Source organism: Shewanella sp. GD03713 (assembly GCF_029843705.1).
Classification (GTDB): domain Bacteria; phylum Pseudomonadota; class Gammaproteobacteria; order Enterobacterales; family Shewanellaceae; genus Shewanella.
In genome coordinates, this window is record NZ_JAOCIW010000001.1 from 787,223 (window position 1) to 801,734 (window position 14,512).

The following is a 14,512-nucleotide window of genomic DNA, read 5'->3' on the forward strand; positions in this document are numbered from 1 at the left end:
TGCGTCATCTTGGCCGTGTTAATATCGACGCAGTTTTTCCAAAGGACAAAAGAGAATAATAACGTGCCCCAGTTAAGCCCTTGGCAGCATTATCAAAAAGATCTTACTCGTGATGGTTTTTCCCATGATCCGGCGCAGGAAATGGCGGTAAAGGCGCTGCAACGCGTTTATGAGGATCTCACCGCAGCCGAAGAGCCTAATTCTGTATTTGGTAAGCTATTGACCTCTTTTGGCTTAAAGTCGGCACCCGCGCCTACAAAAGGGCTTTATCTTTGGGGAGGCGTAGGCCGCGGTAAAACCTATTTGATGGACACCTTCTTTGATGCATTACCTGGCAATCAAAAGTTAAGGGCGCACTTTCATCGTTTTATGCATCAACTGCATTTAGATTTAGACACCCTTAAAGGTACGCGCGATCCATTATTAGTGATTGCCAAACAAATGGCGGCAAAATATAAAGTCATTTGTTTTGATGAGTTTTTCGTGTCAGATATCACCGACGCCATGTTGCTTGGCACCTTATTCCAAGCGCTCTTTAAAGAAGGCGTGGTATTAGTGGCGACTTCAAATATCATCCCTGACGACTTATATAAAAATGGGTTGCAACGGGCGCGATTTCTTCCTGCGATCGCGCTGATCAATCAGCATTGTGAAGTACTCAATGTGGACTCGGGCATCGACTATCGTCTACGCACACTGGAGCAGGCCGAGATTTATCACCATCCACTCGATGAAGAGGCCGACACTAATCTGCTGCGTTATTTCCGTCAGTTAGCCCCCGAGGCCGAAGTGTCAACCGATGCGATTGAGATTGAAGGGCGCGCAATCAGCATTCGCCAACAGGCGCAAGGTGTGTTGCTTGCTGATTTTAGAGCCTTATGTGATGGCCCCCGTAGTCAGCGGGATTATATGGAACTGGCGCGGATTTATCATACCGTGCTGGTGAGTGGCATTGAGCAAATGGGCGCATTTTTAACGGGTGATGATATCGCCAGACGCTTTTTGGCCATGGTGGATGAGTTTTACGAGCGCAACGTTAAATTGATCGTGTCCGCGCAGGTGCCGTTAGAAGACATTTATGCCGACGGCTTATTGAGTTTTGAATTCAGACGTTGTCGTTCCCGTTTGATTGAAATGCAATCCCACGATTACTTAAAATCAGAGCATTTACCCTAAGTCTTAGACTATTGCAGAGCGTGCTTTGCGGGGTTTTTCTCGACAAATCTTCAGTGGCTCATTCCTTAGCGTAGTAATGAGCCACATCGATCGAATTTTTATGATTTTTGTCAAAATATCAGGTGATTTTTAACTCACGTTTGTCTATAATCCGCCACCTGCCCACGTTACTCCACCAAACTAGGTGGAAGTTGTACGCCGAGTTAAGTACTCGAAGGGGTACTGAAAGGCAATTTTGTGTTGTTTGTCATTGCAAGCAACATGTGAGACAGAAAATTAACTTTGGGTTTTTGTAATAATGAAGACTTTTACTGCTACACCAGAAACTGTAACTCGTGACTGGTTCGTCGTTGATGCAGACGGCAAAACTTTAGGTCGTATCGCTACCGAAATCGCTCTGCGTTTACGCGGTAAGCACAAGCCTGAATACACTCCTCACGTTGACACTGGTGATTACATCATCGTTATCAACGCTGAGAAAGTTACTGTTACTGGTAACAAAGCGCAAGGCAAGACGTACTACTCGCACTCAGGCTTCCCTGGTGGCATTAAGCAAATCAGCTTTGAAAAGCTGCAAGCTCATAAGCCAGAAATGATCATCGAGAAAGCAGTTAAGGGTATGTTACCAAAAGGTCCACTGGGCCGTGCCATGTTCCGTAAACTGAAAGTTTACGCTGGCGCAGAACATAACCACGCTGCACAACAACCTCAAGTTCTTGATATCTAAACGGGATTAAGCAAATGGCTGCAACTCAGTACTACGGCACTGGCCGTCGCAAAACCTCTACAGCACGCGTATTCGCTAAAGCTGGTAGTGGCAACATCGTTGTAAATCAACGTCCTTTGGACCAATACTTTGGTCGTGAAACTGCTCGTATGGTTGTTCGTCAACCATTAGAGTTAGTTGAAATGACTGACAAGCTGGACATCTATGTAACTGTTAAAGGCGGTGGTATCACTGGCCAAGCAGGTGCAATCCGTCACGGTATCACTCGTGCCCTGATGCAATTAGATGAAGCTCTGCGTCCATCATTACGTTCTGCTGGTTTCGTTACCCGTGACGCTCGTAAAGTTGAGCGTAAGAAAGTGGGTCTACGTAAAGCACGTCGTAAGCCACAATTCTCTAAGCGTTAATACGTTTTGGAATCTCAAAAAACCCAGCTTATGCTGGGTTTTTTATTGCCTAAAATTGGTTATCCTCGTATTAATCACCGATTTTTAGGGTAGAAAAAGCTAAGAGAGAGGAAGATGAGCTTACAGTTATTTATGCTAGCCGTGGCACTGGTGTTGATTTTGGAAGGTGTGGGACCATTGTTATTCCCCAATAAATGGCGCCGATATTTAAATGAACTTTCCAATCAAAATCAGCAAGTTTTGCGTCGCATCGGTGGCTCATTAGTCACTGCTGGTGTGGTCATTTTGATTATTTTTTCATAAATGCCTTACCACTTGCGGTTTAAAATCTGTTAGAATTCTTTTTTAACCACAACCTTGCAGCAAACAATGGGCAAAAACGTAGTTGTTCTCGGCACTCAATGGGGTGACGAAGGAAAAGGTAAGATTGTCGACCTTCTAACAGAACAGGCAAAATATGTAGTTCGCTACCAGGGCGGTCATAACGCAGGTCACACTTTAGTGATCAATGGCGATAAAACCGTACTTCATCTGATCCCATCAGGCATCCTACGCGACAATGTTAAATGCATTATCGGTAATGGTGTAGTGCTTGCACCCGACGCACTGATGAAAGAAATCAACATGCTCAAAGAGCGTGGCATTCCTGTTGAGGAACGTCTGCTGATTTCTGAAGCATGTCCGCTGATCCTACCATTCCACTGTGCCTTAGACATCGCTCGCGAAAAAGCGCGCGGTAACAAAGCTATTGGTACTACGGGTCGTGGTATTGGTCCTGCGTATGAAGATAAGATTTCTCGTCGCGGTCTGCGTGTGGGCGATCTGTTCAATGCTGAACTATTTGCTGAAAAGCTGAAAGAAGTTATGGCATATCATAACTTTATGCTGACAGAGTACTACAAAGTTGACGCCGTAGATTACGAGCAAACACTTAGCGATGCGTTAGCCTTAGCTGACTATCTGAAGAGTATGTGTGTTGACGTGACTGAACTTTTGGATAACGCGCGTAAAGCGGGTGAGCCAATCCTGTTCGAAGGCGCACAAGGTACACTGTTAGACATTGACCACGGTACTTATCCGTTTGTGACTTCGTCAAATACGACCGCAGGTGGTGTGGCGACAGGCAGCGGCTTTGGTCCACGTCATTTAGACTATGTCTTAGGTATCATGAAGGCATACACCACTCGCGTTGGTGCTGGTCCTTTCCCAACTGAACTCTTATGTGAAGTAGGTGATCATTTAGGGACTAAAGGTCATGAATTTGGTGCGACTACTGGTCGTAAACGTCGTCCAGGTTGGTTAGATGCAGTGGCAATGCGCCGCGCAGTACAAATCAACAGCGTAAGCGGCTTCTGCTTAACAAAGTTAGACGTACTTGATGGCCTGAAAGAAGTGAAGATCTGTGTGGGTTATCAACATCCAGATGGCACTATCTCCAAAGTTACGCCATTAGCAGCTGAAGGTTATGAGCAGGTCACTCCTGTTTATGAAACTATGCCAGGCTGGAGCGAGTCAACTTTCGGTGCGACCTCTTTAGATCAGTTACCGCAAGCAGCTATCAACTACATCAAGCGTATTGAAGAGTTGTTAGAAACGCCGATCGACATCATTTCTACCGGTCCAGACCGTAATGAGACGATGATTTTAGTTAGCCCGTTTAACTAAAATCGTAGAGGCCGTGTTTCACGGCCTTTTCACCCTCTGCTGTTCCTTCCTGTTTGCTTTCGTGGTTAGAAATTCGGCTCGAGCTCAAGAAATAGGTTATACTGCCGATGCAAGTATTCACCTTATTGTCATTGAGAGTCGTTATGCTACGTACTGCATTAGTTGCGCTGCTGCCCTTAGTATCTTCAATGTGCTTTGCTGAAACACAGGCGGTGGATATTTATTCTCAAGATCAATTGCTTGAAATGATCCGCGGTGAAAAGTATTTGGCAAGAGTCAAACAAGATGACTGTCAGTTAGTGCAAGACATCGAAGCGCGCGCAGAAGTCTTAAAGCAGCCCCTGTATCAGTTTTTGTGGGGAGAAATGCTCAACCACGGAACCTGTGTAAAAGCCAATGCGGTCAAAGGGATGGGGTTATTGCGTGATGCAGCTGAGCAGGGCAGCCCCGAGGCCATGGTGAAACTTGCCGAATATTATCAAAATGGTAAGTTTGTTATTCGTAATAAAGACCGTGCGGTCAATTATTTATTGCCAGCGGCAGCGAGCGGTAGTTTAGCCGCGCGGATGATGCTGGTCCGTTTATACGGTGAAGGTTATGGTAGTCCAAGAGACTATGAAATGGCCTATAACTGGTTATACAACAATGTATTTACCGATGAGGCGACTAAGAAAAAAGCCTTGTCATTACTGCAGGTGTTAGCCGCTAAAATGCCCGCCAGTGCAGTGGCGCGGGCCCAGCAAGAGCACTTGCGAACCCGTTGAGTTGTCTCTACAGATTGAGACAGAAATATTGGATATTGAATGATCAAAGACCCTCATTTCGAGCGTGAACAGGATAAGTACGAAAACCCTATCCCAAGTCGTGAGTATATTATCGAGTACTTACGTTCTCAAAAATCACCTATTACCCGTGACAGCATCGCTGCTGCACTACAGATCCATGATGAAGAGCAATTAGAAGCCCTGCGCCGCCGTTTACGGGCGATGGAGCGCGACGGTGAATTGGTATTTACCCGCGGTCAAAGCTACGGCTTACCTGATAAAATGGATCTGATCTCCGGCATTGTTCTTGGGCACAGAGAAGGCTACGGCTTCTTTAAACCTGACGAAGGTGGCGACGATTTATTTATCTCAAATCGCGACATGCTGATGTATTTCCATGGCGATAAAGTGCTGGCACAAAAAGCCGGTATGGATCGTAAAGGTCGTCGAGAAGCCCGTATTGTCCGTTTGATCCAGCCCCGTAGTGCTGCGATTGTTGGTCGATTCCATGTCGACAGTGGCATGGCATTTGTGATTGCCGATGATAAGCGCATTACCCAAGAAATTTTAATCGCTAGTGAAGATCGCAATGGCGCCCGTCAAGGCGATGTGGTGGTGGTAGAATTAACCCGCCGTCCCGGTCGATTTGTTAAAGCCGCAGGCAAAGTGACCGAAGTGCTTGGCAAGCAAATGGCACCGGGAATGGAAATCGAAATAGCCCTGCGCAATTACGATCTTCCCCATACGTGGTCGGCGGTGATTGAGAAAAAACTGCGCCGGATCCCAGATGAAGTGACCGAAGCCGATAAAGTTGGCCGCGTCGATCTGCGAGATCTGCCCTTAGTGACCATCGATGGTGAAGATGCCCGCGACTTTGACGATGCGGTATATGCCGAAGTTAAGCCTAGTGGCGGATGGCGTCTGTGGGTGGCGATTGCGGATGTGAGCTACTATGTGCGTACCGATTCGGCCCTAGATACCGAAGCCCGTGCCCGTGGTAACTCTGTGTATTTCCCGTCGCAAGTGATCCCTATGCTGCCGGAGAAAATCTCTAACGGCCTGTGCTCGCTTAATCCCCATGTCGACCGCCTGTGTATGGTCGCTGAGATGACGATTTCAGCCCGAGGTAAGCTCTCTGGTTATAAGTTTTATCCCGCGGTAATGCATTCACATGCGCGCTTCACTTACACCCAAGTGGCTGGCATGCTCGAAGGCGGACCTATTGCGCCTGAACATGAAGCGCTATTCCCGCATCTGCAATGTTTGCAGTCACTCTATTTAGCGCTCGATGAACAGCGCGCCGAGCGTGGTGCGATTGCCTTTGAGACCTTAGAAACGCAGTTTATTTTTAACGATCAGCGCAAGATCGATAAGATTGTGCCAAGAGCGCGTAATCAAGCTCATAAAATCATTGAAGAATGTATGATTTTGGCCAACGTATCGGCCGCTAAGTTTGTGAAAAAGCACAAGGGTGAAATCCTCTATCGCGTGCATGAGTCGCCCTCTGAGCAGAAGCTGGCAAACTTTAAAGAGTTTCTGGCCGAACGTGGTTTAAGCATGGGCGGTGGACTTGAGCCAACGCCTGCGGATTACCAGAATGTGATGCTGCAAATCGCCGATAGGCCCGATGCCGAGCTTATTCAAGTGATGTTGCTGCGCTCAATGCGCCAAGCTATTTATACACCTGATAACGAAGGTCATTTTGGTTTAGCACTCGAAGAATATGCGCACTTCACCTCGCCTATTCGCCGTTATCCTGACTTAGTGCTTCACCGCGTGATCCGCTATTTATTGGCGAAGGAAAAAGGCGAAGCCAATGAAAAGTGGACATCCGATGGTGGCTACCATTATCAGCTCGATGAGTTGGATCTCTTAGGCGAAGAATGTTCGAACACCGAGCGTCGTGCCGATGAAGCGACGCGTGATGTAAGCGACTGGCTGAAATGTGAATTTATGCAGGACCATGTGGGTGACACCTTCGAGGCGGTTATTGCCTCTGTCACTAACTTTGGTTTATTCGTTCGCTTAAATGACTTATTTATCGATGGCTTAGTGCATATTTCTAGCCTGGGCAGCGATTATTACCAGTTCGATCCTATGCGTCAGCGATTGATTGGTGAGCACACGGGTCAAATCTATCAAGTGGGTGATCCCGTCACGGTAAAAGTGGCTGCGGTAAACTTGGATGATAGACAGATTGACTTAGTCATGCTCGGCGACAGTGGAAAAGGCGGTCGCCGTAAGTCTGCGCCAAGTCGAGAAAAACCGATGACGGCACGTGAGCGGGTAAACCGTGAAGGCGCCAAAATGGCTAAGGCGGCTAAATCGACAGGCGCGAAATCGAAAGCCAGTTCAGATAAGGCCGGGGCGAGTAAGTCCAAGTCTAAAGCAGGCGCTAAGCCTAAGAAAAGCGTAAAAAATTCGGCGAAAAAGCCAAAGGCCGCGAAGCGGAGCACGAGAAAGAAGTAAATGAAGAAACAAGATATTATTTTTGGGATCCACGCGGTTGAAGCGCTGTTAAAACACAGCCCAGAGCGCATTATTGAACTTTGGCTGTTGCAGGGCCGTGAAGATGAGCGTTTAACGCCGCTGATCCGCCAGGCTAAAGCTTTTGGCACTAGCATCCAAGTGACATCACGCAAAGTGTTGGATGATAAAGCCGAGAGTGCTCAGCACCAAGGCATTGTTGCCCGTGTTAAGGCTGCTAAAATCCTTGGTGAGCATGACTTAGATGAGTTGTTAGCTAAGACCGACTTACCGTTCTTTTTGATTTTAGATGGTGTTACCGATCCGCATAACCTAGGTGCTTGCTTACGTAACGCAGATGCTGCGGGTGTGCAGGGCATTATTGTGCCGAAGGACAATTCAGTTGGCTTAACCGCTGTGGTGAGTAAAGTGGCCTGCGGCGCCGCCGAAACTGTGCCCTTATTCCAAGTGACTAATCTTGCGCGTACCATGCGTCATCTGCAGGAAAAGGGCGTGTGGATTGTCGGCACGGCGGGCGAGGCGGATTGCGAGCTATATCAAGCCGATCTTAAAGGGCCGCTAGCGATTGCGATGGGCGCCGAAGGCAAAGGCTTACGCCGCCTAAGTCGTGAATGTTGCGATACCTTGGTCTCGATTCCGATGGCGGGGAGCGTTTCTAGCTTAAACGTGTCGGTCGCAACGGGCATCTGCCTATTCGAAGCCGTGCGTCAACGCCGTAGCTAATCGATAGCTTTCCATAAAAAAGACGGGCTAGCCCGTCTTTTTTATTGTCTCGAATAACTGAAATCCCTCTTAAGCGGTTTTCACCGCATCGAGATGAGACTCTTCTTGGTCGTGACTTTCTGCGTCAACAAAAGTCGGCTCTGGATTAACGTCAAACTCGAATGTCAGCTGTTGTTCGTTGTCAGTGTCATCATCTTCGAGGGCATCGGCACCTAAATCTTCTTCATCGTCGCTGGGCGTGGGAGTCATTTGTTCCTGCACCGATTCGACATCAACCCTTGGGTCGAGCGCGGCCGCAAGCGGGGATGAAACTAAGTCACCAGTTGCCATGATGTAGTCTTGAGTTACATTGGTTTCGGCCTTTTGTTGTGAGTGAACATAACGCAGGCGTAAAAACAGAATTAAGGTACAGGCCGACATAAAACCATAGAGCATGCTGTTGCCGAGCCATTGCATTAGGGTTGAGGCGATAAGCGGACCGATACTGGCCCCAAGACCGAAGGTCAGTAATATGGTGGCTGATAGACCGACCCTTTCGCTCTGCTCGACACGGGAGTTGGCCAGTGCCGTCGCCAAAGGGTAGAAGGTAAAACCAAGAATACCGAACAGAAACGTCATCACCAGTGAGAGTGTGGGATGGTAAGGCGTGAGGGCGATAGCTAGCGCTAAGATCCCAAGCAGTACGCAGTTAATGCGGATAAGCCGGCTGCGGGACATGATGTCGGATAGCTTCCCCATCGGCCATTGCGCCAGCAGACCCGCAAGAATGGTGGCCGTCATATAGGTGGCGACTTTCTCGGGCGGTAAACCTAAGTTACTCGCATAGGCGGGCGCCAAGCCGTAAAAGGAGCCGACAATCATGCTACCTATCGCAATAGTCGTCAGTGCTTGCGGGGCTTTGCGCCAATAGTGGGCGATTTTTAAGGGCGCGGGTACCAGTGGCGCAGGGTGAATACGGCGGGTCAAGGAAATGGGGACAATACACAGGGCAAAACAGATGGCGATCAGTAACAGCGGCTCTAGGCCGAGTTCAGGATAGAGGCTGATGGCACCTTGGCCCAATATCAAACCGAAATACGAGACTATCATGTAGCTGGCAAACACAGTGCCGCGTTGGTTGCTTTCGGCCTGCTCATTGAGCCAGCTTTCGAGCACCATGTATTGGCACATCATGCCCATACCGACGATAAGTCTTAAGAGGATCCAAACAGCTAACTCATCCACTAAGGCGTGGCCGAGCGCGGAGGCGGCCACTATCCCAGCGCTGGCGACAAAGGCGCGAATATGCCCGACTTGGGCAATCAAACGGTGACCTATCTTAGAGCCCGCCACCAGACCGACGTAATAGGCCGACATCATGCCGCCTATCCATAGCTGTGGAACGTGCATCACCGACAGGCGCAGGCCTAAATAGGTGGTGAGTAAACCGCCTGCCAATACAGTTAATAGAGTCGTGCTATATAAAGAGGCGAAAGTGCGTAGCGGATTTGCCATTAACTACTCCTTGTATGGTTGCAGGGAGAGTATATCAGGAGTTGGTGTTTATTCCGTGTTGCAATATGTTGGGATTTAATGACTGAGTTATCATTTTTGTGTGTGGATCACTCAATTAGACTGAAATGGGATTTGGCTGAGAGGGTGAACCTAGTTTCAGCCAAACCACTGAGTACCTCTATTATCTAAAGGTATAGAGCAAGTTAAAGGTAGTGACTGTGTCAGTCTGCTTACTGCCTTCGGGAACCACTTCGGTGTACTTGACGTTCATGCCGATTTTAAATGCCCAATCCTGGAACACTAAGTTTTTGTAGTTCATGTCGAGGGTGAGAGTATTGTTATTCTCGCCCACCTCGGCGGTGAGATCGGCATTGATGCTGGTGTATTCCTGCAATTTTTGCGAAAACTTTGCCGCAGTACGCAAAATCACATCCTTTTCGGCGGCGGGATCGGGCTCAGCGACCGATTCTGCAGGCAGGTTGTATCGATAACCCGGACCGACTTCGAGGCTGAGTTTGGTCTTATAGGTACTGATGGCATTAAAACCATAACCCGAAGAAAGGGTTGAGATTTGGGTATAACTACCGAACTGATCCCAAGTGAAGTCACCACGGCCAAAGATATAACCCTTAGTGAGTTTATAGTTGCTCTGCAGTTGGAGTTCGTACTTCTCTGAGGTGGTTTGGTTTTTCTCTGAGGCGAAATACGCTTTTAGCGTGGCTTCTTGTTTCGTTTGCTTGGCATCGTAAATCAGCTGGGTGCGACCATTAAAACTGCTCGACTCGGTATTGCCCGTGTTCAATTGTAAGCCGGCTTCGACTTCAGCAGTAAAATCGCTTGGCGGTTCCTGATAATCGGGAGGTACAAGCGCAAGTGCCGGAAATGATAGGCAAAACAAACTCAAAGGGGCGATAACTTTTAGCATTGCTCGTAACATTAGTCTGGGTTCTTGAGTGGCTGATGTTTGATATCCGAATAGGGGTGAGGCGTCATCATACCCGTATTGCGGGTTGAGGCAAAGTTATTGCTTGAGTTTCGCGTCTGCTTTCTGTACTATCTCGCGCTCGAATCAGTCACTATTTTCGTTCCTTGCCTCCACTTGGTCTGACTGAGCCAATAACGAGGCTACATAACCGTAAGGAGCAATAAATGCGTCATTACGAAATCGTATTTATGGTTCACCCAGATCAAAGTGAACAAGTACCAGGTATGATTGAGCGTTACACCGGTGCAATCACCGAAGCTAACGGCAAAATCCACCGTTTAGAAGATTGGGGCCGTCGTCAACTGGCTTACCCAATCCAAGACCTGCACAAAGCTCACTACGTTCTGATGAACGTTGAAGCACCAGCAGAGACGATTGAAGAGCTAGAAACTGCTTTCCGTTTCAACGACGCAGTTCTGCGTAACATGGTAATGCGTACTAAAGTTGCCGTTACTGAAGCATCTCCAATGGCGAAAGCTAAAGATGAGCGCGATTCACGTCGTGGCCCAGCTGGCGACCGCTCATATGATGAAGCTAACGCTGAAGAAATCGCTGAGTAAGTTTATCTGTGACCACCAATAACTTGGTGTTGTCAGGAACCATAACCCGTTCCAGACGCTTTAAAAGCCCGGCAGGCATCGCACACAGTGTGATAATGCTAGAACACAAATCGCAGCGTTATGAAGCAGATATGCTCCGCAACGTCTACGTACAAATACAAGTGATATTGAGTGGCCCACGCTTTGAAAGCGTGGCAGACAATCTGAAAGCAGGTGTGGAAGTACAAGTTCAAGGTTTTATGACGCTTCAACAGGGGCGAAATGGCCAAAATCGCTTAGTCATCCATGCCGAAAATGTCGAATTGAAAACTTAGGAGACTGTCAAATGGCACGTTATTTCCGTCGTCGCAAGTTCTGCCGTTTCACCGCTGAAGGTGTTGCAGAAATTGATTACAAAGATATCGTTACTTTAAAGAACTACATCACTGAAAGCGGCAAGATCGTTCCAAGCCGTATCACTGGTACTAGTGCTAAATATCAGCGTCAACTAGCTCGCGCAATCAAGCGTGCTCGTTATCTTTCTCTACTGCCATACACTGATTTACATCAGTAATTGCAGTATTCCTAATCGAATATAGAGGATTTGATAATGAACGTTATTCTGCTTGATAAAATCGCTAACCTGGGTAACCTGGGTGACCAAGTTGCAGTTAAAGCTGGTTACGCTCGTAACTACCTGCTGCCACAAGGTAAAGCTGTTGTTGCTAACGAAAGCAACGTTAAAGTATTTGAAGCTCGTCGCGCTGAATTAGAAGCTAAATTAGCTGCTGATCTGGCTGCTGCTAACCAACGCGCTGAAAAAATCGCTGCTCTGGAAGCTGTTGTTATCGCTTCTAAAGCTGGTGATGAAGGCAAACTGTTTGGTTCAGTTGGCACTCGTGACATCGCTGATGCAGTAACTGCTGCTGGCGTTGAACTGGCTAAAGCTGAAGTTCGTTTACCATTAGGCGCTCTGCGTACTACTGGTGACTTCGAAGTTGAAGTTCAGTTACACACTGAAGTTAAAGCTGTTGTTAAAGTATCTGTTGTTGCAGAAGCTTAATTACCAACTGCTTTAAACTAAAAAAACACCGCTTCGGCGGTGTTTTTTTATGGCTGAATTTTGGATTTGTGGACATGTACTCCGGTTTATAATAGTTGTTCTGCTATCGATGGCTGTGCCAGCCATATTCAGATAATCTTCAATGTTAAAGTTCATGCGTTCTAAAATAGAAGCCAAAATAAAAGCCGCTTACAGCTTAACGCTGAGCGGCTTTTTCAGGACTGCTTAACTTGCTCTCGGGATTAATTTCTCACTAAATCGAGTTCTTTAATTAAATTATCGGCATGGTCTACTTCATCCATCATCCACAGGATATATCGAATATCTACGTGTACGGCGCGGGTGATGGTGGGGTTGAAGAACCAGTCCTTGGTAATGGCTTCATAGGTGGAATCGAAGTTCAGGCCGACGAGTTCGCCTTTGCCGTTAAAGACAGGTGAGCCCGAGTTACCACCCGTGGTATCGACGCTCGACAGGAAGTTAACTGGCACAGAGTTAAATTCTTCTGGCTTGTCTAAGCAAGAGAACAGACGGCAAATCCAGCTGCGTGGATCTTGGTAGACAGATTTCACTAAGTGATTGCCAAAACGCTGCTCATGGATTGCATCGAGCAGTTTTTTCGGAGCGTTATAGGGCTCAACACCAGTGTGCTTAGCTACGATGCCATCGAGGCGAGTAAATGGCTGTTTGTAAAGCGCATCACGGGATTGATAACCATCGACCATTCCGTAGCTGATACGTAGGGTACCGTTTGCATCGGGATACACAGGCCAGTTGTTGGCTTTGTAGTAGTCGATAACGGCAGCCATGTAGGCTGGGCGAGCGGTAGACAGTTTACCCGCTAGAATTTTTTCTGCCTTTTCTTGTGCCATATTGGTGTCGTACAACGCGACAGCGAGGCGGATAAAGGGATCGCTGCTGGTTTCAAAGGCCTTCGCATCGGCATCCATCCACGCCAGACGTTGCGCTTGGTCTGTCAGCGTCGTGAGCGAATACAGGCCGTCGAGTTTTGCTTCTAGGCTGACATTTTTATCGTCTAGATTCAGCTTATTGTCTAAGGCGGCAACACGGTTGGGTTGTGATAAGTAGGAATTTAAATCTTGTAACCAAAGGGTTTTATCGACTTTAACGTCAAAGCTGGAGTCGATACGCTTCAGGCGCGAGCTGAACATGGCAAGGTCACGCTCTTGGAAACCGATTTCACGCTCGGCATCGCTCTTTTGCTTTTCCTTGGCTAAGCGATAGAGGCTATTGGCCGCAGTGAGCAGTGTGCTCGATTGGGCGTTGGTGAAGTAATAATTGGTTTGGGTTTGCAGTTGCTGCTCGGCCAGTAAAACTTCTAGCTCGCTGATAAGGTTTTGATTAAGGTCAGGGTTTTTCTTTAACCAAGCCAGAAAATCATCTTCGCGTTGCTGTTTAATACCAACGATATCCGTGGCTTTAAAGCCTGCCAGCAGACCGTTGAGTTTTTTCATCCGGTTCGCCATCGACGCCATATTGCCTGCATATTTAATGGCGATGTCGGCATCTTCCTGACCCATGGCTTCGATAGTATCAATCTGTAATTGATAGCGTTTTGCCTGAGTTGGGTATAACCAGTCGCTGGCAAATTTAAGCTCGCTGGTGAGGTTATAACGGTTGGTGGTGCCAGGGTAACCCGCCACAAACACACCGTCACCCGCTTTCACACCATCGGCGTTCACTTTTAGGTAACTCTTTGGCGTGTAAGGAATGTTATCTTCGCTGTAAGCCGCTGGCTTGCCATCTTTACCTACATAGGCGCGCAGGAAGGCAAAATCGCCCGAGTGGCGTGGATACTCGTAGTTATCGATATCACCGCCGTAAGCGCCAACGCTTTCTGGTGGCGCGTACACTAAGCGAACATCGCGGATCATCAATTGCTTGATGAGGTAATATTCCAAGCCATTGTGGAAGCTGCGCACGTTACAGCGGTAGTTATCATCGGCCTCACAGCTTTTGACTAAGGCTTTGCTGTGGTTTTCAATGTCTTCGTAGCGTTTGAGTGGATCTTGACTGAGGTCTTTGGTGACATCGCTGGTGACATTGGTCACGGCTTCGGTGATGTATAAACGCTCGTTAGGACCTGCCGACGGTTCTTTATCCATCGAGGTGGCTAAAAAGCCCTGTTCGAGATAGTTATGTTCTTTCTTAGTGTTATATTGTATCGCCTTGTAGGCACAATGATGGTTTGTCACAACTAGCCCTTGGGGCGAGACAAAACTGGCGGTACAATAGCCCAGCCCAACAACGGCATTCATTGGATAACTGGTGAGATCGGCTAATTTGTCAGCGGGAATATCGATTCCACGCGCGCTGAGTTTGTCTGCAATTGAAGGCATTTGATAAGGTTGCCATTGTCCTTCATCGGCTGTTGCTACGCCAGAGGTCAGTACTAAGGCTGCAACCAATGCAATACGCATGTTCTTTCCTTATTTTTAGTTAGAGTGTCCGTTGGAATGAA

Annotated in this window: 15 protein-coding genes; 12 read left to right on the plus strand and 3 right to left on the minus strand. The window is 47.7% G+C overall.

Translation table 11 applies throughout. The features are described from left to right. Positions 1–63 precede the first annotated feature (63 nt). The 8 genes from zapE to rlmB all read left to right on the plus strand — a co-directional run bounded on the left by zapE (position 64) and on the right by rlmB (position 7,949). Positions 64–1,176: a cell division protein ZapE gene (gene zapE / locus N5E87_RS03545; protein WP_279775077.1), complete on the plus strand. Its 1,113-nt coding sequence runs from the start codon at positions 64–66 to the stop codon at positions 1,174–1,176. A gap of 298 nt (positions 1,177–1,474) precedes the next feature. Continuing rightward, positions 1,475–1,903 (plus strand): 50S ribosomal protein L13, encoded by a 429-nt coding sequence (gene rplM / locus N5E87_RS03550; protein WP_011073682.1) that lies wholly within the window; start codon positions 1,475–1,477, stop codon positions 1,901–1,903. A gap of 14 nt (positions 1,904–1,917) precedes the next feature. Further along, positions 1,918–2,310, plus strand: coding sequence for a 30S ribosomal protein S9 (rpsI, locus tag N5E87_RS03555; protein WP_006083052.1), 393 nt, complete (start codon positions 1,918–1,920; stop codon positions 2,308–2,310). A gap of 114 nt (positions 2,311–2,424) precedes the next feature. Beyond that, on the plus strand, positions 2,425–2,613 hold the full coding sequence (locus tag N5E87_RS03560; protein WP_047533524.1) for a DUF2065 domain-containing protein: 189 nt from the start codon (positions 2,425–2,427) through the stop codon (positions 2,611–2,613). Between the two features lie 66 nt (positions 2,614–2,679). After that, a complete protein-coding gene (locus N5E87_RS03565; protein WP_055647687.1) occupies positions 2,680–3,975 on the plus strand; it encodes an adenylosuccinate synthase in 1,296 nt (431 codons plus the stop codon). A 107-nt stretch (positions 3,976–4,082) separates the two neighbouring features. Next, a complete protein-coding gene (motX, locus tag N5E87_RS03570; protein ID WP_082389636.1) occupies positions 4,083–4,739 on the plus strand; it encodes a flagellar protein MotX in 657 nt (218 codons plus the stop codon). Between the two features lie 39 nt (positions 4,740–4,778). After that, on the plus strand, positions 4,779–7,208 hold the full coding sequence (rnr, locus tag N5E87_RS03575) for a ribonuclease R (protein ID WP_279775079.1): 2,430 nt from the start codon (positions 4,779–4,781) through the stop codon (positions 7,206–7,208). After that, a complete protein-coding gene (rlmB, locus tag N5E87_RS03580) occupies positions 7,209–7,949 on the plus strand; it encodes a 23S rRNA (guanosine(2251)-2'-O)-methyltransferase RlmB (RefSeq protein WP_086901989.1) in 741 nt (246 codons plus the stop codon). A gap of 69 nt (positions 7,950–8,018) precedes the next feature. Here the strand turns inward: rlmB and N5E87_RS03585 are convergent, their stop codons facing one another. Together N5E87_RS03585 and N5E87_RS03590 are read right to left on the minus strand one after the other, a co-directional pair. Further along, positions 8,019–9,443, minus strand: coding sequence for an MFS transporter (locus N5E87_RS03585; RefSeq protein WP_086901990.1), 1,425 nt, complete (start codon positions 9,441–9,443; stop codon positions 8,019–8,021). A gap of 181 nt (positions 9,444–9,624) precedes the next feature. Then, complete coding sequence (locus N5E87_RS03590; RefSeq protein WP_041412545.1) at positions 9,625–10,368, minus strand: DUF481 domain-containing protein; 744 nt, start codon at positions 10,366–10,368, stop codon at positions 9,625–9,627. Between the two features lie 224 nt (positions 10,369–10,592). On the opposite strand from N5E87_RS03590, the gene rpsF reads away from it, so the two are divergent. From rpsF to rplI, 4 genes are read left to right on the plus strand one after another with little or no spacing between them, the layout of a single operon-like run. Next, positions 10,593–10,988 carry a 30S ribosomal protein S6 gene (gene rpsF, locus N5E87_RS03595; protein ID WP_011715868.1) on the plus strand — a complete coding sequence of 132 codons (396 nt, stop codon included), beginning with the start codon at positions 10,593–10,595 and terminating at the stop codon, positions 10,986–10,988. Positions 10,989–10,996: 8 nt separating this feature from the next. Continuing rightward, on the plus strand, positions 10,997–11,302 hold the full coding sequence (gene priB / locus N5E87_RS03600; RefSeq protein WP_011073673.1) for a primosomal replication protein N: 306 nt from the start codon (positions 10,997–10,999) through the stop codon (positions 11,300–11,302). An 11-nt stretch (positions 11,303–11,313) separates the two neighbouring features. After that, the gene (gene rpsR, locus N5E87_RS03605) at positions 11,314–11,541 is read left to right on the plus strand and encodes a 30S ribosomal protein S18 (RefSeq protein WP_006083042.1); all 228 of its coding nucleotides are present in this window, start codon (positions 11,314–11,316) and stop codon (positions 11,539–11,541) included. Between the two features lie 36 nt (positions 11,542–11,577). Further along, entirely contained in the window at positions 11,578–12,030 is a 453-nt protein-coding gene (rplI, locus tag N5E87_RS03610) for a 50S ribosomal protein L9 (RefSeq protein ID WP_011623996.1), read from the plus strand. A 242-nt stretch (positions 12,031–12,272) separates the two neighbouring features. On the opposite strand, the gene N5E87_RS03615 is transcribed toward rplI, so the two are convergent. Then, positions 12,273–14,471 carry a S46 family peptidase gene (locus tag N5E87_RS03615; protein WP_086901991.1) on the minus strand — a complete coding sequence of 733 codons (2,199 nt, stop codon included), beginning with the start codon at positions 14,469–14,471 and terminating at the stop codon, positions 12,273–12,275. Positions 14,472–14,512: the final 41 nt, after the last annotated feature.

Coding starts and splice junctions, on each gene's coding strand:
- rplM (WP_011073682.1), top strand. CDS start 1,475: ATGAAGACTTTTACTGCTACACCAGAAACTGTAACTCGTGACTGGTTC.
- rpsI (WP_006083052.1), top strand. CDS start 1,918: ATGGCTGCAACTCAGTACTACGGCACTGGCCGTCGCAAAACCTCTACA.
- N5E87_RS03560 (WP_047533524.1), top strand. CDS start 2,425: ATGAGCTTACAGTTATTTATGCTAGCCGTGGCACTGGTGTTGATTTTG.
- N5E87_RS03565 (WP_055647687.1), top strand. CDS start 2,680: ATGGGCAAAAACGTAGTTGTTCTCGGCACTCAATGGGGTGACGAAGGA.
- motX (WP_082389636.1), top strand. CDS start 4,083: ATGCAAGTATTCACCTTATTGTCATTGAGAGTCGTTATGCTACGTACT.
- rnr (WP_279775079.1), top strand. CDS start 4,779: ATGATCAAAGACCCTCATTTCGAGCGTGAACAGGATAAGTACGAAAAC.
- rlmB (WP_086901989.1), top strand. CDS start 7,209: ATGAAGAAACAAGATATTATTTTTGGGATCCACGCGGTTGAAGCGCTG.
- N5E87_RS03585 (WP_086901990.1), bottom strand. CDS start 9,443: ATGGCAAATCCGCTACGCACTTTCGCCTCTTTATATAGCACGACTCTA.
- N5E87_RS03590 (WP_041412545.1), bottom strand. CDS start 10,368: ATGCTAAAAGTTATCGCCCCTTTGAGTTTGTTTTGCCTATCATTTCCG.
- rpsF (WP_011715868.1), top strand. CDS start 10,593: ATGCGTCATTACGAAATCGTATTTATGGTTCACCCAGATCAAAGTGAA.
- rpsR (WP_006083042.1), top strand. CDS start 11,314: ATGGCACGTTATTTCCGTCGTCGCAAGTTCTGCCGTTTCACCGCTGAA.
- rplI (WP_011623996.1), top strand. CDS start 11,578: ATGAACGTTATTCTGCTTGATAAAATCGCTAACCTGGGTAACCTGGGT.
- N5E87_RS03615 (WP_086901991.1), bottom strand. CDS start 14,471: ATGCGTATTGCATTGGTTGCAGCCTTAGTACTGACCTCTGGCGTAGCA.